Below are 22256 nucleotides of genomic sequence, written 5' to 3' on the forward strand. Positions count from 1 at the left end.
AATAGTTTTATAAGGAAATTTTTACAAGGAATAAAGAAAAAACCAGAGACAGATTATATTTTAAAATAATAAAAAAGCTATTTCGAAAGACTAAAAATAAGGAAAAATTAATTGCCTTCAAATCAAGTAATTAATTTTTTCCCCTTTTTTCTATTACAATTTTTGTGAACTATTTGCAAATTTAAAAAACCATCTCTACCGCCAACCGCAAGTGGATTTATATGATCAACTTCAATATCATCACCATAGTAAAGTTCTCCACCACAAATAAAACACTTATTATTCTGTTTTTTTATTAATCTTTTTTTTTCATCCTCTTTTAAAAATGTTTTTCTATCATTCTTTTTATATTTGTTCTTAAATGATTTGATTAATTCATGAAACTTACTAATTTTGTCACCATTTCTGGTAAAATTAAATATTTCTTTCAAATCATTTTTAATATCATTTCGATAAAAATTAATCATTTCTAAATTTAAATCATTAATTATATACCACAAAGTGTAAAAACTTTGAGTTGTCCTTTTATTAGATTTGATATGAAATATTTTATTAAGTTCTGATTTTAAATATTCGTTCAATTCATCAATATCCTTATCGATTATAATGGCTTTTACTTTTTTAATGAACGATTCGATATTACCAACTGACCGAATAAATTTTTTCTTTTCAATGTCACTTAGAGAAACCAAGTTTAATAATTTAGTAATTTCCGATTTATCTTTAATACGTAAATTTATATTATTTTCTCGTTGATAAATATTTAAAACTTTTTCTAAATCATGGTGTTCTTTGATGTATTCTAAAAATGATAGTGTAATATATGTTTCTTCATTATCCATTCTTTTATTGTAGTCTTCAGTACGAATATGAAACCAACTTGAATGTTTTTTTGTATTTGTCTTTACTTGACTAATAATTTCTTTATCAATATAAGAATTCCACATCTCAAAGGAATTTTCTTTGATTGGATAAGGTTTATTGTTTAAGCGAATAAATAAATCTATATTGTCGAAGCTTGGATTTTGTTTTTCATCAATAAAAACTATTGGTATATTAAAATCTAATAATTTATCTTTAAATTCTGGAGCTATTTTTTCAAAAGGTAAACCTTCAAGTTCATTTAGGATTGTTAACTTATTTAATTTAAATTTATTTTTTTCTGATTTAACTCGATTACCATTTTCATCTAAAAATTCTTCACCTATAAAGCCAATAATTGATAAAAGTCTTTGTTGCCCATCAACTACCTCACAAATTCCATCTTTTCTTTTAAACACAAAAATTGGAGGTAATTTAATGCCAAGAATAATACTTTCTATTAATGCAGAGGATTTTATTTTATTAATTACTTCACCTCTTTGGTAAATAGGCCTTACTAGAAATCTATCTCTATTCATTAATCTACAGATATCTTCAATTGTATTTGTAGAGGGCTCAGGTTTATTTAGGCGTAAATTTTCTAATTTATCAAGAGCATCAATTCCTTTATTGCCTTTATTTATTTCACTAATTTTTTCCTGAAACAAAGTGTAGTCATCCAGATAATATTTAAAAGAACAATCAAATTCTTTCTCAAAAAACCTTGCAACTTTTGTATAACGATCAATTACATTTTTATAAAAATGACTATTTTCTGTTGAAAAAGAGACTTCATTATCAGATATAAAAGTAGAAAATTTTGAAATTAGTTTATTATCAATTTTTTCTAAGTTCACTTTTTCTTTTTCCAAAACTGTAAGCGCCCAAAAGAACACTTCATAGATTAACCGATTGTTGGATAATTCCTTATTTTTAAAAGAAAGCTTTAATTTATGGCATAAATCAAATTTAATTTCTAATTCTTTATAAAAATCTACTATATCTTCTAAATCTTCAACGAAAATCTCATAAAATTTAGATAGAAATTCATCTCTTCCATGTAAGACCGAATATCTCTTTATTGGTATATTGTTTATAACTAATAGTTTACGAATTTTAGATAGGGTGTTTTCTAGAGCTATAGGTTTATTAATATTATCTTTTTCTTTTTCAGAGAACAATAATACTATAACTTTTTCATAGAATTTTCTATTTTTTCGAAATTGTTCTTTAATATGTTGAGTTAAATCATCATTAATATATATCGCTTTTTCAATTTCGGGTTTTTTTAGTGGAGTTATACCAGAATTGTATCTTCTAAAAATTTCTTTTTTAATTAAATCTTCCTTATTGTCATCAAGTTTAGGCTCATTAACTACACTAAATTCTATAAATCTTAATTTTGTATCCCAAAATATTTCTTTAATTCTTTTATCTAGATTGTCGAAATCTTTTTTTGCTAAAAATTTTAATTGATATAAACCATTCTTTGTTAATTTAAATTCTTTATCTATAAAACGTTTTATGGTTTCATATCTTTGTCTTCCATCAATGATTTCAATTTTAGACCCATTATTGAACAAAACCAATGGAGGTATTTCAGTACCTAAAAGTATGCTTTCTACAAAATATGTACCTTTATTGTCGTCCCAAACATAATTTCTTTGATAATATGGATCATAAACAATTTTACTTTCTAATCTCTTATTAGCAAATAAAGCTTCAATAGATTTAACACCATTTTCAACTTTTAAATGATTCTTAAATATTTCTTGAATTTGGCTATAATTAAGTTGTATTTCGGCCATAATGGTTAGATTTATTTATTAGTTATGTTCAAATATATATTTTAGTGTTTATCAAAGCAATGGGTTAATAATGTTTATTTCAAAAAAAGTAAATAAAGTAAGTTTTTTAATTTTACTATATTTCTGTTTGCATTTGTTTAGATATATTTAAAAAAAATTAAAATTTATTCACCCGATTTTACCGCCTGATGTCCTGTTCCATTTTTCCTTTACCTTGTTTATCAGCTTTTCATTTTTCAAATCTTCATCTCTTATGAATTCTTTGAAATATCCGCAGTTTGTGCAGATATATGTAAATACTGTAAAGCTTTTTATTGCTGAAACATTTATAGCGGGCCTGTATCCCTGGATCAGTTTATTGGTGTTGTCGTACACTTCATTTGATCCGCAAACGGGACACTTGCCGGTTTTGATGGTTTCTACGTTCATAATAATTGTTAAGTATTTTCTTTTATAATTTGCTAATAAGATTCATTGTTTCCTTGGATTTGGTTCTATCAAAAATTACAGTCTGGATTCCCGCCTTCGCGGCAATGACAAGCTATTTCACTTTAGCTTCTCATTAATAGCAGTATATTCTTCAGCCGGCAGGAATTTTTCTGCCATAACCATAAGTCTTGTGAACTGCTCAGGTGCATTGGCTTTCATTCCCCCAAGCATAACCAGAAGATCGTTTTGTGTAATTGCCGGCATAATGAAGCTCTGCCATTTTTCAAATGCTTCGGGTGTGAAGCGCCCGATAATTTTTCCGCGCATTGCATGCAATTCCTGGTCAGTGAAATTTTCCCAAAGCAGGCGCTGGGTTTCGGTCTCTTCTTCAACAGTGTGGAGCAGGTATTCGCCGTGGAATTTTGAGAATTTAATATAAAGCTCAGCGCCTGAGCCGGATGCATCAGCGCCACGGGTGTTCAATTCCTTAATATCATCAAGCAGTTTTTCTATTGCATCCTGGTCCTGCTCAAGCCTCTTGTGGTCATCCATATCGTGTTTGGATGAACCCGGTATTTTTTCTTCAAGCGCTGCAAGGATAATGGAATTTTCATCGTTGGCATGTGAGCTCAGCATCATAAAAAGATCCTTGCCAAGCGAGTGCAGCTTAGTTATATCAACTGCATTGTTGAAGTCACATTTGCCCAGTAAAAACGAAAATTGTGAAAGCGCGCTTCTAAGTCCTTTATGAGCTGCTTCAAATAGTTTTACTCTCTGCATATTGTTGCTATATTGATTTTATTTATATTAACACTAATTTAAAGGGATTGGTTTTAAAATGAAGTGTAAAATTAATCCGTTCCCAAACCGGAGCCTGGGAGCGGATTAAATTGATGAATTTTTGCGAGCCGAAGGCGAAGCAATCTCATTACAAAACCTCACTACCCGTAGTTATTTAAACACATGCATTAACGCAGTTGATAAAATCCGGGAAAGTTAAGTCCCAGCAGATAGCTTATTCTAATAATAAAATTTGATTAAAAAGTTAAAAACCGATCTTCTCAAGCTGCTTAAAATCCTCAGGTGAAACCTTTGTCTCATCGCCCAGGTAATTCCATTTTATATTACCTGTATTGCCTGTGAATACACGGTTTATATCCTGTACTGTTACAGCATTTACCAAAGCTTCAAAGTTATCAAATGCATTGAGGTTTCCTCTAAGTTTCCACCTGCCTATGTTCTGGGTCTGGCTTGATGCCGTTTCAAGCCGCATAAAATAACGGGTTAAATATGCGCTTTTTGATTTAGCGAATTCATCTTCAGTGAACCCGTTCTTCCTGACGTTGTTTATGATATCCACCATAACATTTATAGCGTCTTTTGGGTGATCGGTAGTTATGTAAAACACACTGTATGGATTTGTGATCGCGTCACCGTTCATATACGCCGCCGGCGCGTAGCTTAAGCCGCGTTTTGTGCGAAGCTCGACAAAGTACTTATCGTACATAATGCTCATTGCAACCATCATAGCAATTGCATCGGGTGAATCCCACGGAATTCCTGACATAATACCCGAAAGGTAGTTTGTCGAAATTTTACGTGACTCAATATCCTGCCCCGGCTGCTCTATTTTAGTTACAGGTTCTTTTGGAGCGGGTATGCCCTCAGGTAGCTTTGCAAGTGATGACCTGACCTTTTCTATAACGTCACTTTCGGAAACATTTCCCGCTATCACCAAAAAGGCTCTTTGTTTGCAAAGATTTGCATTTATAAAAGCTTTAATATCATCAAGTGTTAATGAAGCAAGTGTGTTTTCGCTGCCATAAGGATCCTTTTCATAATTCTTACCCTTAAATGCTGTTTCCACTGTGATTCTCTCAAGGCGTGAATCAGGGTCGCCTTCATTTTGACGCGCATAAGAAATGAACTGCTCTTTTTTATTTGCGAATTCATTCGGGTCATAAGCCGGATTCATCAGGGCATCAGTGAACAATAACCATGATCTATCCCAGGACTCCTTTAGGCACTGCATATTCAGCTCACCGAAATCCAGTGAAGCGTCACTCCCGAAAGTTGTTCCCATTTTCTCAGCGGCTGCAAGAAATTCGGTTTTGCTCATTGATGTAGTGCCGCCTTTAATAATGTAGCTGTAAGCTACGGCTTCGATTCCCTGTTTATCCAGCGGGTAATTGGCGGTTCCGCCGGTTACAAAGAGCCTTGCGCTAATTACATCCTTACCGGTATTTTTAATTATTACTTTAAAGCCGTCAACATCAATTTCTTTGAGGGTATTCTGCGCATGCAGCGCTGAAACATTTACAAGCAAAACTGCTGTAAGTATCTTTAAGAAGGCTTTTGATATTTTATATATGTTCATATTAATTTTTATTTAGCTTACTCTCTTATTTGTTAATCCAGCAGGTCTTCAAATTTATTTATGTTCATTTTACTTTTCATTTCAGGTGAAAGCAGTATTCCGTACACTGCGGGCTTATCTTTGATATATTTCCTGACATATTTTTTTAAATCGTCGCGTGTAGTTTTATTGATATTTTCAATGTAATCGAACCCGTAATCCAGGTCTTTTATTGCCCAGTTATAACCCAGGGCATGAGCGTAAGACGAAGTTTGCTCCATTCTGAATTTTTCCTGGATCGCAAGCTGGTTCTTTGCGGTTATCATTTGCTCATCTGTGAAGTAATCGCCTGAATCCCACATGGCTATATGCTCTTCAAGCTTTACCATACACTCTTTTATTTTTGCGGGGTTAGGAACTATCCTCAATGAAATCGGCCCCGTGTAAATATCTGTTCCGTAGTAAAGACTTGCTTCGAGTGCAAGCCCCGCATCAATCAGTTCTTTGCTGAACTTTGAAGATTCAAGGTTCACAATATATGAAAACACATCGGCAGTGTAAGTAGCCTTTACATCTTTCCTGGTATCGGGTCCGTGCCAGCCTATATAAATTACCGGCGCCTGTGCGTTTTCGCTGGTGGTTACAAAGTACACATTATCATTCAGCGGTTTGAATTCAGGTATCGGGAACTTTTCGAACGGGTCAAACCCGGAAGGCTGCCAATCGCCGAAAATACTTTCAGCCTTTGCAAAGGCATCAGTCGGGTTTACATCACCTGCAATAATTAATAATGAATTATTCGGCCAGTAATATTTCTGCTGGATTGTACGCATTTTTTCAGTTGTTGCAGAAAGTATCACATCATGATCGCCAATCGGGATCTTGCGGCTTTTATCTTTTCCCCACATTTTTTCCTGGAATTGATAATATAAATTGAATTCCGGGCTTGATTCACCCCTCTGAAATTCACCGTTCACAACAGGATGTTCATTGGTCATTTCCTGCTCAAGAAATAACGGGTAGCGTATTGCGCTGTTCATGAACTTTAAGCCTTCATCAAGATTTGCTGCCGGCAGTGTGAAAAAATAATTCACACGGTTAACTGATGTTGTACCGTTCCAAGCAATACCAAGCTCCTTTGTACGGTTTATGTACGCCTCCTGTGAGGGAATATCCTTATTTGCTTTAAAGAACATGTGCTCGTAGAAGTGTGAGAGCCCGCTGAATTCGGGTGATTCTGTATAAGCGCCGTTCTTTACATTGATTTCAATGGTAGCAATCGGTACGCTTTTATCTTCCACTACCAGAACATCAAGCCCGTTGGGCAGCGTTTTGAAATGATATCCCGCAGGCAGGTTTGCCTGCGAAAATAATAAAGCTGAATTAATAATGAAGGCAAGAAGCGCAATTAAAGTACGTTTCATGTATGGTTTTAAATTAATTATTGATTATTATGGTGCTGCTGAAGAGGACTGTATGTGCAAATATAGGGATTTTTGAATTTATTGGAAACTGAGAAATGGAATGTTTCTTTAATAGATTGCTTCGAAAGCCGAAGCTTTCCCGCAAAGATATTTTTGCAGCCTAATTTATATTTTCTTCCTTTTTCCTGACTGTTGCTCCAATTACAATTCCCGCTGAAACAAGTATAATGTTCTTTATTATATATTGTCCTTCCAGTGTGGGTACAAATGGAAAAGAGGTAAAAGTTTCCGCGGGAAAAAGAAACAGCGGTGTTACTGTGCCTATCATTTGTCCAAACAGCAAAAGTAATGTTATCCGGAGAAATGAACGGGTAATCAGCGCTAATCCGATAAGCGTTTCAAGGGAAGCAAGCAGGTAGATAGAAACTGCCGGCTTTATCAAGCCGAAAGTGAGGATATCAATTGTTTTGGTAGCAAGCATTTCAGCTGGACTTGTGCCGGGGAAAAATTTCAGGAATCCGAACCAGAAAAATACTATTCCAAGCGATATCCTTAACAGCGGTATACCGCTGTGCGACATACTTGCCGTTATGTACCTATCGGCTTTATCGAATAATAATTTAAATTTATTAAACATTTTTCCGGTTATTTAGTCTGTTTAATGTCGCCATTTTTCTGCAGGTTCAGCGTAGTGCTCAATATACCCGCAGTTGGCGCACTTATATGGAGTAACAGGATATTGCGGGGCGTTGGCATCTGTACCCATAAAGTCTGTTATTTTTTCTTTCTCGCCTTCAACCCATACTACATAATTGTAAAATATAGGATGCTCGCTGTTGCGGACATAGAAAAATCCTTTTTTCATTTCCGCCATGCATTTGGGGCATTGTTTGTTGTTCATAATTATACCTGTTCTTCCGAAAGTTTCTCTGCTCTATCGGCTATTTTGAGTTTTTCAAAGAGCTCCGCCAAGTCGCCTTCCATCACCTGCGAAAGATTATACATTGTTAAGCCAATACGGTGATCGGTAAGCCTGTTCTGCGGGAAGTTATATGTGCGAATTTTATCGCTCCTGTCACCGGAGCCTACCATCAATTTCCTTTTCTGCGAGGTTTCCTTATCATGCTTTTCAATTTCTGCTTCAAGCAGCCTTGAGCGCAGTACTTTCATAGCTTTTTGCTTGTTCTTTAGCTGTGAGCGCTCATCCTGGCATTGTACTACAACTCCCGTGGGAATATGTGTTATACGGATCGCTGTTTCAACCTTGTTCACGTTCTGTCCGCCTGCGCCGCCGGAACGGAATACATCTATTTTAAGATCAGCGGGATTTATTTCAATATCCACTTCATCAGCTTCAGGCAGCACTGCCACCGATGCGGCTGATGTATGAACTCTGCCCTGCGTTTCAGTTTCAGGTACGCGCTGCACGCGGTGAACACCGCTTTCATATTTAAGTGTGCCGTAAATATCTTTGCCTGTTACGCTCACTATCACTTCTTTCAGTCCGCCAAGTCCCGATGATTCATTATAAGTCACAACTTCCATCTTCCAGCCTATTCTTTCGGCAAAACGTGAGTACATTCTGTACAGGTCAGCCGCAAAAAGCGCGGCTTCATCACCGCCTGTGCCTGCGCGAATTTCAAGCATAGCGTTTTTGGAATCATTCGGGTCTTTTGGAACCAAAAGTTCTTTTATTTCGGCTTCAAGCTTATCAAACCTGTTTTGCAGCTCTTCCTGTTCATTTGCCGCAAGCTCTTTCATTTCAGCGTCATTGGTCTCATATAAAAGCTTTTTATTCTCTTCAAGCTGCGCTTTAACTTTAATGTATTCATCATAAGCGTTTACAATATCAGTTAAGTCAGAGTATTCCTTCGAAAGCCTGCGGAATTCCTTCTGGTCATTTGCCGTTTCAGGCTTATTCAGCAGCTCTGAGATCTCGTTATAACGCTCTTTTACTTTTTCTAATTTATCAAACATGTTTTTTCTTTCTGAATACAAAAATACTTTTATTTGTTTGCAAGTTCAATTCAATTAACAGGCTAAAGTCAATAGATACAAAGGCTCAAAGACTCAAAGTTTATGATTTAAAAGTACCGTAAGGAAGGAAATTATTTTCAAATTGAAATTATTGCTTCAGTGAATCAAACTGTTTCAAATTTTTTCGCGCTACAGGAAGTTGCGAAACAAATTTAAAAAATATTTTTACCGTAAAAAATTTTCTGAAAAAGTTTTTAAAAAATATTTTCATTTTTTTGTGTTTACCTATTGACTATGAGTGTTAGAATGTTATATTTGCAAAGAGTTTTTGATGATGAATACAGTACCATAAAAAAATTTTGAGTCAATAAGGTTTTTGGAAGTATAAAAAAAGTTTTCACATCAAAATAAATTAAAAGTAAGGAAGAAGCCAAATTTTTTGCGGGTAGGATTTACTTACAATATAAAAAAAGAAACTGAACAGGTATCCGAAGGACAGGATCAAAAAGTTCAGAACGAAGCGTATGTTGATGATAATTTAGTCAACAATTATTCTCATCGCTTAAGCGATGTTTATGCTGAGTGGGATGATGAAGAAACAATTTCTGCAGTTGAAGCTGCGATAAAAAAAGCTGGCCATGAAGTTATTCGTATCGAAGCTGATGAAAACGCTTTCGAAAAGCTTCGCAGCACCAGGCCAGATATAGTTTTCAATATGGCAGAAGGTTTCGGCGGCGCTTCCCGCGAGTCGCACATTCCCGCAATGCTTGAAATGCTTAACATACCCTACACTGCAAGCGATCCCATCACAATTGGCAATTGCCACGATAAATCACGCTGTAAAGAGATATTAACTTATTATGGTGTGCCGAATCCCGGCTTTTTTATAACCGATAGCCACGTAAACGGCCATCCCAAGGTAAAATATCCTGCTTTTGTGAAGCCTTTGCATGAAGGCTCTTCTAAGGGTATCTATAATAGTAGTGTGGTTTACAACAACGAAGAGCTAAATCGGGAAATAACAAGAATTAAGCAAAATTATGATCAGCACTCTATAATAGAGGATTTTCTCGAAGGCCAGGAGTTTACGGTTGCTTTATTGGGAAATGGCGAAAATGTGCGCGTTTTGCCTATTGTTGGCATAAATCTGGATTGTTTGCCTGAGGATTTCCCCAAAATTTACTCATATGAAGTAAAATGGTATTTTGATACCAGGGAAAATAAGCTTGATATATTTTCATGTCCCGCAAAAATAAGCGATAAGCTCACCAAAAGGATCGAGGAAATTTGTAAACAGGCATATCATGCGCTTCGTATCCGCGATTGGGCAAGAATGGATGTAAGATGTGACGCAAATGATAATCCGTATATAATTGAAATTAATCCGCTGCCCGGAATTTTACCGAATCCGGATGATAATTCATGCTTCCCGAAAGCTGCAAGGGAAGTTGGCATTGATTATGACGGTTTGATACAGACTGTATTGAATGGCGCGATTGAGAGATATCAACTAAATGCCAAATGACAAAGCTCAAATGTCAAATAGTAAATTACAAATATCAAATAACAAAATTGATTATTAATATATATTAAATTATAATCCCGCCCCTCTCCTTTGGAGAGGGGAAGTCAGCACCAATTGTGCTGAAGGGGTGAGGTCAATGAATAAAAAACTAAACATATCAATAATTTTCAATGACCCGGTGCAGTATGCGCAGGGTCCGGTATACGAAGGCACAGATGTAGATATTGACACTATACCTGAAGCTATTGATATGAGTGAATACGGTGTGCTTGATGAAGTTAAAAGCGTTGAGCGCGCTTTGGCTCCGCTTGAGCATAACACAAAAATAATTCCGGTTGCGCTTGATATCAACAAGCTTATTAAAGAGCTTAATGAAAACAGGCCTGATATAATTTTTAATCTTTGTGAAAGCGTTGACGGCGATCCAACCCAGGAAATGAACATTGCGGGATTATTTGAATTACTGAAGATCCCCTATACCGGTTCACGCGCATTTACGCTTGGCCTGGCATTGAATAAGCCGCTTGTGAAATCTATCCTTAACCAGAACGGAATACCTACTGCCAAGCACTTTGTTACAAATACTTCAAGCATTCACCTGAACGGTCACAAGTTCCCCATGATAGTTAAGCCATCACGGGAAGACGCAAGTATAGGCATTACCAATGAATCAGTGGTTACAAATGAAGCTGACCTGAGGAAAAGAATTGAATACGTGCTCGAAGAACATAAGCAGCCTGCGCTGGTTGAAGAGTTCATAGACGGCAGGGAAATAAATGTATCGGTGGTTGGAAATGATGACCCCATAACTTTTCCCATAAGTGAAATTGATTTCACAGGTTTGCCCTCTGATTACCCGAAAATAATCAGCTACAACAGCAAATGGATGTATAAAACTGTTGAATTCGAAAACACCAAGGCGGTTTGCCCGGCGCAAAACCTGAGCGATAAAGAAGTTCAGGTAATACAGGAAACAGCAAAAAAGGTTTATAAGCTTCTCGGAGCCGCTGATTACGCCAGGGTTGATATGAGGCTTAAGGACGGCGTGCCCTATGTGCTTGAGCTGAACCCGAATCCTGATATTGCAAGCGATGTACCCGAAGATACAGGCTTTACACGCAGCGCCAAGGCGCATGGATGGGAGTACAGCTACCTGATTCAGCAGATAATCGGTTTTGCATTGAAGAGGTGGGGAGTTAAGTAGGTTTTAGGCTGCAGGTTACAGGTTGCAGGTTTCAAAATTACAGATTGGGAATTGCAGGTTGTAGTTAAATGATAAGAAAGTTAATACAGAGCGACAGGGAAAAGATACAAAGGATACTTACTGATACGGGACATTTTAATGATGATGAGATAAAAGTTGCGATGGAACTGGTTGATATTTACCTGAACGATGCGAAACAGACAGATTATATTTTTTATATTATAGAAAACGCTGAAACCCGGGAGGCATCAGGGTATATTTGTTACGGAAGAAGACCTCTGACTGACTGGACATATGATCTTTACTGGATAGCTGTAGATCCCAATATTCATGGTAAGGGACTTGGCAGCCGGCTTGTAAAACATATGGAAGATGACCTTTCAGCAGCAGGCGGAAAAATTATACTGATAGAAACAAGCGGAAAGCCGGAATATGAAAATGAACGGAAGTTCTACACCAAAAACGGCTATGAAGTTCAGACTATCATTAAAGATTTTTACAGAAGCGGTGACGACTTGTATGTTTACCGCAAATACCTTTAAAGAAAGCCTTTAAAGGTAAGGTAACCCGAAATTGAAGTAAGGTGCCCTGTGAAACCTTCCCTGAAATAAACGGGCAGGAATCCAAAAACTAAACAAGGAGTTAATATTTTATGGAACTATGGCAGCAGCTGCTAAAACAAAGCGTCAGCTCAGTAGATCAGCTTGTCGATCAGTTCGGAATCAAAAAAGAAGTTGCCGAAAGACTGGATGATTTTTTTCAGGCGAGGATAAATCCATATTACCTAAGCCTCATCCGTTACCCCGGCGATCCTATCTGGCTTCAGGCTGTGCCTGATGAAGTAGAATTATACGACATCGATGCACCTGAAGACCCGCTCAATGAAGATGAAATGAGCCCGGTTCCTAATATTACTCACCGTTACCCGGACAGAGCTTTATTTTTAACCACCAGCCAGTGCGGCCTGTACTGCAGGTTCTGCACGCGCAAGCGCAAGGTGGGTGATTCCAGCAAAATCAATATGCGCGAGCTTGAAGCGGCTTTCCAATATCTGGAGCAGCATACCGAAATTAACGATGTGATACTCTCAGGCGGTGACCCGCTAATGCTCACAGACGCAATGCTTGAAAAAGTACTCATTAGGCTGCGCCAGATACCGCATATTTCCATAATCAGGCTTGGCACAAAAATGCCCTGTGTGCTTCCGCAAAGGATCACTCCGCAATTATGTGATATGCTGAAAAAATATCACCCCATTTATGTAAATACACATTTTAATCACCCGTGGGAGATCACACCTGAGAGCACTAAAGCATGTGAAATGCTTGTAAATGCAGGTGTTCCTGTGGGTTGCCAGACTGTTCTGCTTAAAGGCGTTAATGATGACCCGGAAGTTATGCGCGAGCTTATGAAAAAGCTTCTTGCTATCAGGGTAAGGCCGTATTACATATACCAGGCTGATCTTACTAAAGGCGCTAACCATTTCCGTACACCAATTGATGTAGGTTTGGAAATAATGGATAATCTTCGCGGCCATATCAGCGGACTTGCAGTTCCGCAGTTTGTGATAGATGCACCCGGCGGCGGCGGAAAAATTCCGCTATTGCCTGAATACGTTCTTGCGCGCGATAAAGAAAAGATCATACTGCGCAACTTTAAGAATGAAGTATATGAATACCCGGACGTTCAGGAAGAACATATTGTTCTAAAACGGGGCAGGAACATAGAAAAACCGCCTAAGAAAAAGGCGAAGAAGAAGGTACCGCTCCCGGTTCTGCAATAACAATTACACATGAATCTGTTAAAAGGCGTTCAATATTGGACGCCTTTTTTATTAAATTTTTGAAATATATCAACTAAAATAACCATACCTATTGATAATTTGCGGAATTTGAGGTATGTTTGTTTCTTTACTTCATAAAAATTAACAGGATAGACCATCAGAATAAAATATTAAAACTACCATCTTCATTATTAATAAACAAAAAAATACAAAATGAAAAAACTATTCAAATCCGGCTTAAATTCATTTTTATTGCTTTCAGCAGCGGCTGCAATATTTATATTCAGCACCGCTTTCAGGAGCAGCACAGAAAAAACTGGCAGCATGCATTTCCATTCAGATGGAAGAACATGCGGTACTGTTGAATTCAACGAACTACAGATGCAGCAGTATCCGCAGTTCAGAGAGAACAGACAAAGAATTGAAGAATATACAAAAAACTACACGCATTCTGAAAGCAGATTGCTTGTAACGATTCCTGTTGTTTTTCACGTGGTTTATAATACACCTCAGCAGAATATTTCTGATGCGCAGATACTTTCGCAGATTGCTGTGTTAAATCAGGACTATGCAAAGTTAAATTCTGATACAAATTTGATCCCCGCTGTTTGGAAATCCATTGCCGCAAACACTCAGATCCAGTTTTGCCTCGCTCAGCGGGATCCTAACGGAAATCCAACAACAGGCATAACGCGTACATCAACAAGCATTACTGCATTCACCGGCTCCTCTGATCAGCGTATATTTTTTACTGCTCAAGGCGGCCATGATATCTGGGATAGGGACCGTTATTTGAACATCTACGTTTGCAATCTTGGCGGAGGTTTGCTGGGATATGCCCAGTTCCCGGGCGGAAATCCCCAAACAGACGGTACTGTAAATCTTTACACTGCAGTTGGTACAACCGGTGTTGTAAACCCTCCGTACGATAAAGGCAGAACGGTTACACACGAAGTTGGGCACTGGTTAAACCTGTTCCATATTTGGGGTGATGAGCCTGACTGCAACCAGGATGACCAGGTTTCTGATACTCCGCTTCAGGGCAATTCTTCAAGCGGATGTCCTACTTTCCCGACAACAGATGCCTGCCAGCCTAACAGTCCCGGAATTATGTTTGTGAACTATATGGATTATTCAAATGATGCCTGTATGTACATGTTTACTTCAGGTCAGTCAACAAGGATGAATGCAGCATTGAGCGGCCCGAGGGCAAGTTTGTTAACATCAAACGGCTGTATTCCAATCGGTATTACACCAATAAGCACAGAAATTCCCGCAAAGTATTCGCTTGAACAGAACTTTCCAAATCCGTTCAACCCGGTTACAAATATCAGGTTTGATATCACCCGTTCATCACAGGTATCACTTAAGGTTTACGATGCTGCAGGCAATGAAATTGCCGTGCTGGTTAACCAGGCACTTAATGCGGGTACATATAATTATGATTTTGACGCCTCAAATTACCCAAGCGGTGTGTATTTCTATGTGTTAAGCGCAGGTGAATTTACCGCTACCAAGAAAATGGTATTAATTAAGTAAATATTTTGTAAAAATTCACTTATCAAAAATATTATTTTTAAAAACCCGCTTAAAAAGCGGGTTTTTTTATTTTCATGTTTACAACTAAAATATTAGTATTGTTAAGCAGTGCATATCAATTATATTTGTAAAATTCAAAAAATTTATTGAACATTTTTTATGAAATATAAATATCCGGTAACAATTGAAAACGGTTTAGGGGAAATACTTATATTTAAATCCTGTGAAACAGAAAACGGTGAAGAAAAATTAATTGTGGAAAATTTTGTAAAGCCGGGGGCGGGACCTGTTATGCATACACATCTTTTGCAGGATGAAGCTCTTACTGTAGAATCAGGTGAGCTTACTTACCAGGTTATGGGAGAAGAGCCGAAAACTGCGCAAGCCGGTGAAACAGCAGTTTTTAAAAGAGGAGTACCGCATAAGTTTGTTAACTCAGGCACAACAGAACTGCACTGCACGGGTTACATAAAGCCTGCAAATACCATAATTTTTTATCTTTCTGCCATATTTGAAGCACAGAAGAAGTCCGGAAAGCCCCAGCCGGCGCTGATGGACGCCGCATACCTGATACACAGGTATAAAAGTGAATACGACCTGCCTGAGCTTCCCCTGTTCGTTAAGAAGTTTATGATGCCTGCGGTTTATTTTTTCGGCAGGTTGTTCGGAAGGTATCAGCATTTTAAAAACGCGCCTGAACCTTTAAAAAAATAATGCAGCCAAAAAACACTTTTCATTTTATAGGATGTAAAATTTTTTATTTAATTTTTTTTGTTTATCAAAAGTAATTTATTGCCGCATGCAAAATTTATTTTCTTTAAGAAAGCCTTTTAGCTTTTTTGTTTTTCCGGGGTGTTGATAAAAATCCTTACAAATTATTTTTCAAAAATCAAAACACCCGCCATCAACTGATTTATTGACCAATATCCATATTGCGGCATAAAAAAAACATGTCTGAAATTTTTTTTTGAGGGTAAAATTTCACACTTAATTTAGAAACTGCCTGTTTAAGAGGCTTCACGGATTGTCAAGTATTTTGGTAAAATTTTTTCTTACGATGTAATTTGCATTTATAGTTTTGTTCTATTAATTTTGTTTCCAATCGTTAACGAAAGCTAATCAAGGTCAGAATAAGGAAAGCTTTTTTCAAAACAGAAGCGTAACCCCTGCCGGTTCAAAAGATAAAGTTAAGATGTTTCTTCCGTGTTAACGATGAGTTAAATTTTAATAAAAGAATTCCGAAAATTTTTTAATTACTTACCGCATGAAGATAGACAGACTGTTTGCCGGTGAATCCAATAACCCGTATGATAAAATAGAATTTGATAAACGCACATCAGTAATAAGAAATCCCGACGGTTCGATCGTTTTTGAAATGATCGATATTGTTGTTCCCAAACACTGGTCTCAGGTCGCTACAGATATTATCTCGCAGAAATATTTCCGCAAAGCTGGTATACCCCGCGTATTAAAAAGAGTACATGAAGAAGGTGTCCCGGTCTGGCTTCAGGCAAGTGAGCCTGATATGGAAGCGATGAAGGATATTCCGGAATCAGACCGCTATCTTTCTGAAACAGACAGCCGCCAGGTTTTTAACCGTTTGGCAGGCTGCTGGACCTACTGGGGCTGGAAATATGGCTATTTTAACACAGAAAATGACGCTTTAGCGTTCTATAATGAGCATTGTTATATGCTGGCACAGCAGATGGCTGCGCCAAATTCACCGCAATGGTTCAATACAGGCTTAAACTGGGCTTACGGTATTTCAGGTCCCGCACAGGGCCACTATTATGTAGACGGCAAAACAGGCGAGCTTGCAAAATCTGAAGATGCGTACACACATCCGCAGCCGCATGCATGTTTTATTCAGTCAGTCAGCGATGACCTTGTGAATGAAGGCGGTATTATGGATCTTTGGGTTCGTGAAGCCAGATTATTTAAATACGGCTCAGGCACAGGCTCAAATTTTTCAAACTTAAGGGGCAGCAATGAACCCTTAAGCGGCGGCGGAAAGTCATCAGGCTTAATGTCATTTTTAAAGATCGGCGACAGGTCAGCCGGAGCGATAAAATCAGGAGGCACAACACGCCGCGCCGCAAAAATGGTTACGCTTGATCTTGACCATCCCGATATTGAAGAATACATCAACTGGAAGGTTGTTGAAGAACAGAAAGTAGCAGACCTGGTAACAGGCTCAAAACTCCTGAACATTCATTTAAATAATGTGATCAAAGCGTGTTTTGAAGTTCACCCCGAAAACGACCCGTTTGACAGGAAACAGAACAAACATCTTGCCAAAGCAATAAGTGATGCAAGAAAATCACTTATACCTGAAAATTATATTGAAAGAGTTATACACCTGGCAAAGCTTGGTGTAAAAGAAGTACATATTCCTACCTATGATACTGACTGGAACAGCGAAGCTTACCTGACGGTATCAGGCCAGAACAGCAACAACAGCGTAAGGGCAACCAATGAGTTCATGAAAGCCGTTGAAAATGATGGTTTGTGGAATCTTTACTGGAGAGTTGAGCTTAATAAGGCTAAAAAAGAAGGCCGTGACCCGGTTGCCTGCAAAAAGTTAAAAGCACGTGACCTTTGGGAGCAGATCGCCTTCAGTGCATGGGCAAGCGCTGACCCCGGAATGCAGTATCACACCACTATAAATGAGTGGCATACCTGCCCTGCCGGCGGAGAGATAAAAGCCTCCAATCCATGCAGTGAATATATGTTCCTAGATGATACAGCATGTAACCTTGCCAGCTTAAACCTGGTTAAGTTTTATGACGCTGAAAAAGCTGAGTTTAATATAGATACCTACCGCCACGCCGTAAAATTATGGACAATTGTACTTGAGATAAGCGTTCTTATGGCGCAGTTCCCCAGCAAAGAAATTGCGAAGCTTTCATATGATTACCGTACACTTGGCTTGGGTTATGCGAACCTGGGCGCTTTGCTTATGATGCAGGGTATTCCGTATGATTCACAGGAAGCGCTGGCTATTACAGGCGCATTGACTTCAATTCTGCATATGCGTTCATACGCTACTTCTGCAGAAATGGCAAGAGAGCTTGGCACATTCCCAAGGTACAAGGAAAATGAGCAGAACATGCTGAGGGTTATCAGGAATCACCGCAGGGCTGCTTATAACGTTCCCAATGAAGAGTATGAAGGCTTATCCATAACTCCTGTTGGAATTAACAAAAGATACTGCCCTGAGCCGCTTCTGCACGCTGCCAGGGAAGACAGTGATATGGCGCTTGATCTTGGCGAGCGTTACGGTTACCGCAACGCGCAGGTTACTGTAATAGCACCAACAGGCACAATTGGACTTGTAATGGATTGTGATACAACCGGCGTTGAGCCTGATTTTGCCCTGGTTAAGTTCAAAAAGCTGGCCGGAGGGGGATATTTTAAGATTATCAATGAATCAGTACCCCCGGCACTTAAAAAGCTTGGCTACAATGATAATGAAATTCACGATATAGTTAAATACTGCACGGGCCACGGTTCTATTATAGGATGCCCGGGCATCAATCCGCAGTCACTTGCTGAAAAGGGCTTTACTTCAGATGTGCTTGCGCAGGTTGAAAAATCTCTGCCATCAGCGTTTGATATCAATTTTGTGTTCAATAAATACACACTGGGGGCTGAGTTCTGCAAAGATACCCTTGGTTTCACCGATGAACAGCTTGATGACTATCATTTTAATATACTTAAATCACTTGGCTTTAATAAAGATGAAATAGATGCTGCAAACGATTACGTTTGCGGTACTATGACAGTTGAAGGCGCACCGCATTTAAGGGAAGAGCATTACGCAGTGTTTGACTGTGCAAATAAATGCGGTAAAAAAGGCACCCGGTTCATTTCAGCAGATGCGCACATAAAAATAATGGCTGCAGCGCAGCCGTTTATAAGCGGCGCTATCAGCAAAACCATCAACCTGCCCAATGAGGCATCAATTGATGACATGAAGCATGCTTACATGCTTTCATGGAAGCTTGGCATTAAAGCCAATGCGCTTTACCGTGATGGCAGCAAGCTTTCACAGCCGCTGAACTCAGTAAGCGATGACGATAATTTTGAGCATGAATCAGAGGAAATTGCCGAAACAATGAGCAAACCTAATGATATTATCCGTATTGCTGAGCGTATCATTCACCGCTACATCGCAAAACGCCGCAAGCTGCCTTTCCGCAGGCGCGGTTACACTCAAAAAGCAAAGATCGGCACTCATTCGGTTTATTTAAGAACAGGTGAGTACGAGAACGGCCAGTTAGGCGAAATATTCATCGATATGCACCGTGAAGGCGCGGCTTTCAGAAGCTTAATGAACTGCTTTGCTATAGCCGTATCGCTTGGCCTGCAGCACGGCGTACCGCTTGAGGAGTTTGTTGACGCGTTTGTTTACACAAGGTTTGAGCCTAACGGCATAGTTATTGGCAACCCCAATATAAAGATGACAACATCGCTCATAGATTATATTTTCCGTGAGCTTGCTGTAACATATCTCGGCAGAAATGACCTTTCACACATCTCCCAGGAAACTGAAATGAGAACAAGCCCGATAGACAGCATAAGCAAGCTTGATACTGAAACCGATTTTGAAGATGAAGAGATATTTTCAGAGAGATTTATTGACGAACCCGCCAATAAAACAGCTCCGAAAAACGATATTACACCCTCACAGAACATTCAGCATAAACCCGTTGAAAATGTATCTGTAAGCTCACAGCAGACAATCTCCGGAGGCGCGCTTGGAATACAGATGACAGGAGCCGCAGTAATTAAAAATGTCAGCGCAAGCGAAGAATCAGATAAGATAAAACAGGCTAAGCAGAAAGGTTATACCGGCGATATCTGCCAAAGCTGCGGCAGCTTAACAATGGTACGCAACGGCACTTGCTTAAAGTGCATAACCTGCGGCGATACGAGTGGATGTTCATAAATTAGGAATTAAGAATTAGGAATTACGAATTAAAGAAGATAATTTGAGCCTTAAATATAAATATGAACAATTAGGAGAGCCATTGTACACTAAGTGCAGTGGCTTTTTTTCTAAAAAATTATGAAAGGATTTGATTGATAAAATAAAAACCCCAAGTGGTGGTGCACTTGAGGTTTGTTTTCTGGTAAAAACGAAACTTAATTTGAACGTCAAGTGAGATTGGGCTTATCACCCAATTGTTTTTACCGTTTTCTGTATGTAACATAATAATTATAAAATAAACTTACAACATTTAAATCGCCACATTATAAGTGATTGTATAAGGAATAAAAATCATGTTCAAAATTAAAAAAATTCATCCTATTAAGCCAATAAAACCGCCTAATAAACTTCCAAAAATGAAGCCGATAATGCCAATTGGTAAAAGCGAATGGGTAGAAGGTCATTGGAGATATGATTACAAAACGTGAAAATACAATTGGATAGAAGGACATTGGAGAAGAAGTTAGTAAGAAAATCAAAAAAATAAATTAAAATTATGAAAAAAAATCAATGGGTCGTCCCAAACAAAGATGGATGGGGTGTCCGGGGTGAGGGTAACGATAAACTCACGTCGAAAACAGATACAAAAGCAGAAGCAGAAGCTATTGCGAAAGAAATCGCTAAGAATCAAAAGTCTGAACTAGTAATACTTGGTAAAGACGGAAAAATTCAAAGCAGAAATAGTTACGGTAATGATCCTTATCCCCCTAAAGGTTAAGGAAATTTGATTCAATTTAAAGGCTACTTTAACAGTAGCCTTTTTTATTTGTTTTGAAATTGTGAAATTTGTACTATTGAATGTATCGAAAAACGCTTTTGAAATTTACAAAGTTTTTTGCTTTGAAATTAATAAATCTTTATGGAACAGAATTTAAGCACAATTGAACATCCCCCAAAAAAAAACCGCAGAATCTTGTGGGTATTACTTTTATTACCTCTATTGGTAATAGTTGTAATTTATGGTTATAATTACATTACTCTTCAGGAGCCATTAAATACAGTTATTGAAAATGATAGCAGGAATAAGGGAATCAAAGTATCAGTAACATACGATTCCTATATTAATATCAGTTCTATTGAATACAGCCTTGAAGAGTTTAGTGGTCTCGCACCAGTTGATATATTCAGAGTTTTTTTGCAGTATGCGGAAGCACTTAAGAGCAGAAATTTTGATTATGTGATTTTGAGTCTAAATGGCAAACCCAAGTTTAAGATTGAGGGCTCCTATTTTAAGCAACTGGGTTCAGAATACTCATCTCAAAATCCGGCATATACTATCAGAACATTTCCGGAAAATCTGTATAAAATGGATGGAAGCAAAGCATACGGGCAATGGACTGGCGGGTTACTGGGAGTTTTAAAACAACAAATGGAAGACTTTAACGATTTTATTAAGAAATGGACTGAAACAAATTAATCAATTTTGTCCAATTCGTACATAAAACTTTATGTATGACCTCCACGGGCTAAAGCCTACTCCCCCTTGGTAAGGGGGAGATGTTATTTGGTGAAATTAGTGCAATTCGTGGTTAAAGCTTTTGCAGGGTTTTATGTCTGGATACCCGCCTTCGCGGGTATGACACGTCAGGGGGATAGATAAGGTAACTTTTCTCTGTGACTTTGTTTCTCTGTGTTGAATAGCTTTTAATTTTTTAATATGAACTATAAAATAATTCGCTCCAAACGGAAAACGCTGGCATTGCAGGTAAACAGCGATGCAACGCTTACTGTTAAGATACCGTACGGTGTTTCTATGGGGTATGTTGAAAAGTTCATAGAAGAAAAGCGTACATGGATAGAAAAGAAGCAGGCGCATTTCATTGAGCAGAAGGCAAAACACAAACCCAGGCAATATGTTAATGGAGAAGAATTCCTGTTTGCCGGCAAGCCGTATGAGCTGGAAATAGTTCCCGGTGCAGAAGTGCGGATTGCCTTAACAGGTGAAGGCAAATTACGTATTACCGAAAAATGCCTTGAAGCGCCGAAGCATTACATAGAATGGTTCTACAAACAGTTCGCTAAACGCCACATAACAGCCCGTACAAAAGAAATAGCTGAAGCTTTCGGTTATAAATATGCTTCGATAAAAATTAACAGCGCTAAGACGCGCTGGGGGTCATGCTCTATGCGTGGGAATCTGAATTTCTCGTGGAGGCTTGTAATAATGCCTGAGGAGATGATAGATTACGTTATTGTACATGAGCTGGTTCACCTGGAAATAAAGGATCACTCAAAGCGCTTTTACGCGCGCATGAGCGAGCTTATGCCTGACCACAGACGCCGCGAAAAGTGGCTGAAGGTGAATGCTTCTTTATCCTGAGGAACGAAGTGACGAAGGATCTCATTCGGAGAGCAAG

18 protein-coding genes are annotated in these 22256 nt (G+C 38.2%); 10 read left to right on the forward strand and 8 right to left on the reverse strand.

Annotated elements, in window-relative coordinates; genetic code table 11:
* Positions 1–122 precede the first annotated feature (122 nt).
* The 8 genes from J0M37_04380 to prfA all read right to left on the reverse strand — a co-directional run bounded on the left by J0M37_04380 (position 123) and on the right by prfA (position 8855).
* Entirely contained in the window at positions 123–2669 is a 2547-nt protein-coding gene (locus J0M37_04380; protein ID MBN8584310.1) for a DUF262 domain-containing protein, read from the reverse strand.
* A 168-nt stretch (positions 2670–2837) separates the two neighbouring features.
* A complete protein-coding gene (locus J0M37_04385) occupies positions 2838–3098 on the reverse strand; it encodes a hypothetical protein (protein MBN8584311.1) in 261 nt (86 codons plus the stop codon).
* A gap of 117 nt (positions 3099–3215) precedes the next feature.
* A complete protein-coding gene (locus tag J0M37_04390; protein MBN8584312.1) occupies positions 3216–3878 on the reverse strand; it encodes a hemerythrin domain-containing protein in 663 nt (220 codons plus the stop codon).
* A gap of 265 nt (positions 3879–4143) precedes the next feature.
* On the reverse strand, positions 4144–5475 hold the full coding sequence (locus J0M37_04395; protein MBN8584313.1) for an insulinase family protein: 1332 nt from the start codon (positions 5473–5475) through the stop codon (positions 4144–4146).
* A gap of 32 nt (positions 5476–5507) precedes the next feature.
* A complete protein-coding gene (locus J0M37_04400) occupies positions 5508–6878 on the reverse strand; it encodes an insulinase family protein (GenBank protein ID MBN8584314.1) in 1371 nt (456 codons plus the stop codon).
* 160 nt (positions 6879–7038) lie between these two features.
* Positions 7039–7515, reverse strand: a complete 477-nt coding sequence (locus tag J0M37_04405; GenBank protein ID MBN8584315.1) for a DoxX family membrane protein — start codon at positions 7513–7515, stop codon at positions 7039–7041.
* A 21-nt stretch (positions 7516–7536) separates the two neighbouring features.
* Complete coding sequence (locus J0M37_04410) at positions 7537–7779, reverse strand: hypothetical protein (GenBank protein ID MBN8584316.1); 243 nt, start codon at positions 7777–7779, stop codon at positions 7537–7539.
* A gap of 2 nt (positions 7780–7781) precedes the next feature.
* On the reverse strand, positions 7782–8855 hold the full coding sequence (gene prfA / locus J0M37_04415; protein ID MBN8584317.1) for a peptide chain release factor 1: 1074 nt from the start codon (positions 8853–8855) through the stop codon (positions 7782–7784).
* A gap of 463 nt (positions 8856–9318) precedes the next feature.
* Here prfA and J0M37_04420 point away from each other — a divergent pair, with 463 nt between their 5' ends.
* From J0M37_04420 to J0M37_04465, 10 genes are all read left to right on the forward strand, one after another.
* On the forward strand, positions 9319–10380 hold the full coding sequence (locus tag J0M37_04420; GenBank protein ID MBN8584318.1) for an ATP-grasp domain-containing protein: 1062 nt from the start codon (positions 9319–9321) through the stop codon (positions 10378–10380).
* Positions 10381–10516: 136 nt separating this feature from the next.
* Positions 10517–11584 (forward strand): ATP-grasp domain-containing protein, encoded by a 1068-nt coding sequence (locus tag J0M37_04425; protein MBN8584319.1) that lies wholly within the window; start codon positions 10517–10519, stop codon positions 11582–11584.
* Positions 11585–11652: 68 nt separating this feature from the next.
* Positions 11653–12126, forward strand: a complete 474-nt coding sequence (locus J0M37_04430) for a GNAT family N-acetyltransferase (GenBank protein MBN8584320.1) — start codon at positions 11653–11655, stop codon at positions 12124–12126.
* Positions 12127–12236: 110 nt separating this feature from the next.
* Positions 12237–13367, forward strand: coding sequence for a KamA family radical SAM protein (locus J0M37_04435; GenBank protein ID MBN8584321.1), 1131 nt, complete (start codon positions 12237–12239; stop codon positions 13365–13367).
* A gap of 213 nt (positions 13368–13580) precedes the next feature.
* Entirely contained in the window at positions 13581–14906 is a 1326-nt protein-coding gene (locus J0M37_04440; protein MBN8584322.1) for a T9SS type A sorting domain-containing protein, read from the forward strand.
* Positions 14907–15065: 159 nt separating this feature from the next.
* Positions 15066–15620, forward strand: a complete 555-nt coding sequence (locus tag J0M37_04445) for a cupin domain-containing protein (GenBank protein ID MBN8584323.1) — start codon at positions 15066–15068, stop codon at positions 15618–15620.
* Positions 15621–16170: 550 nt separating this feature from the next.
* Positions 16171–19857 (forward strand): vitamin B12-dependent ribonucleotide reductase, encoded by a 3687-nt coding sequence (locus J0M37_04450; GenBank protein ID MBN8584324.1) that lies wholly within the window; start codon positions 16171–16173, stop codon positions 19855–19857.
* Positions 19858–20395: 538 nt separating this feature from the next.
* The gene (locus tag J0M37_04455) at positions 20396–20617 is read left to right on the forward strand and encodes a DUF2188 domain-containing protein (protein ID MBN8584325.1); all 222 of its coding nucleotides are present in this window, start codon (positions 20396–20398) and stop codon (positions 20615–20617) included.
* 192 nt (positions 20618–20809) lie between these two features.
* On the forward strand, positions 20810–21316 hold the full coding sequence (locus J0M37_04460; GenBank protein MBN8584326.1) for a hypothetical protein: 507 nt from the start codon (positions 20810–20812) through the stop codon (positions 21314–21316).
* Between the two features lie 240 nt (positions 21317–21556).
* Positions 21557–22219, forward strand: a complete 663-nt coding sequence (locus tag J0M37_04465; GenBank protein ID MBN8584327.1) for a M48 family metallopeptidase — start codon at positions 21557–21559, stop codon at positions 22217–22219.
* The last annotated feature ends 37 nt before the right edge of the window (positions 22220–22256 follow it).

The sequence above is a fragment of the Ignavibacteria bacterium genome (assembly GCA_017303675.1).
Classification (GTDB): domain Bacteria; phylum Bacteroidota; class Ignavibacteria; order Tepidaquicellales; family OLB5; genus OLB5.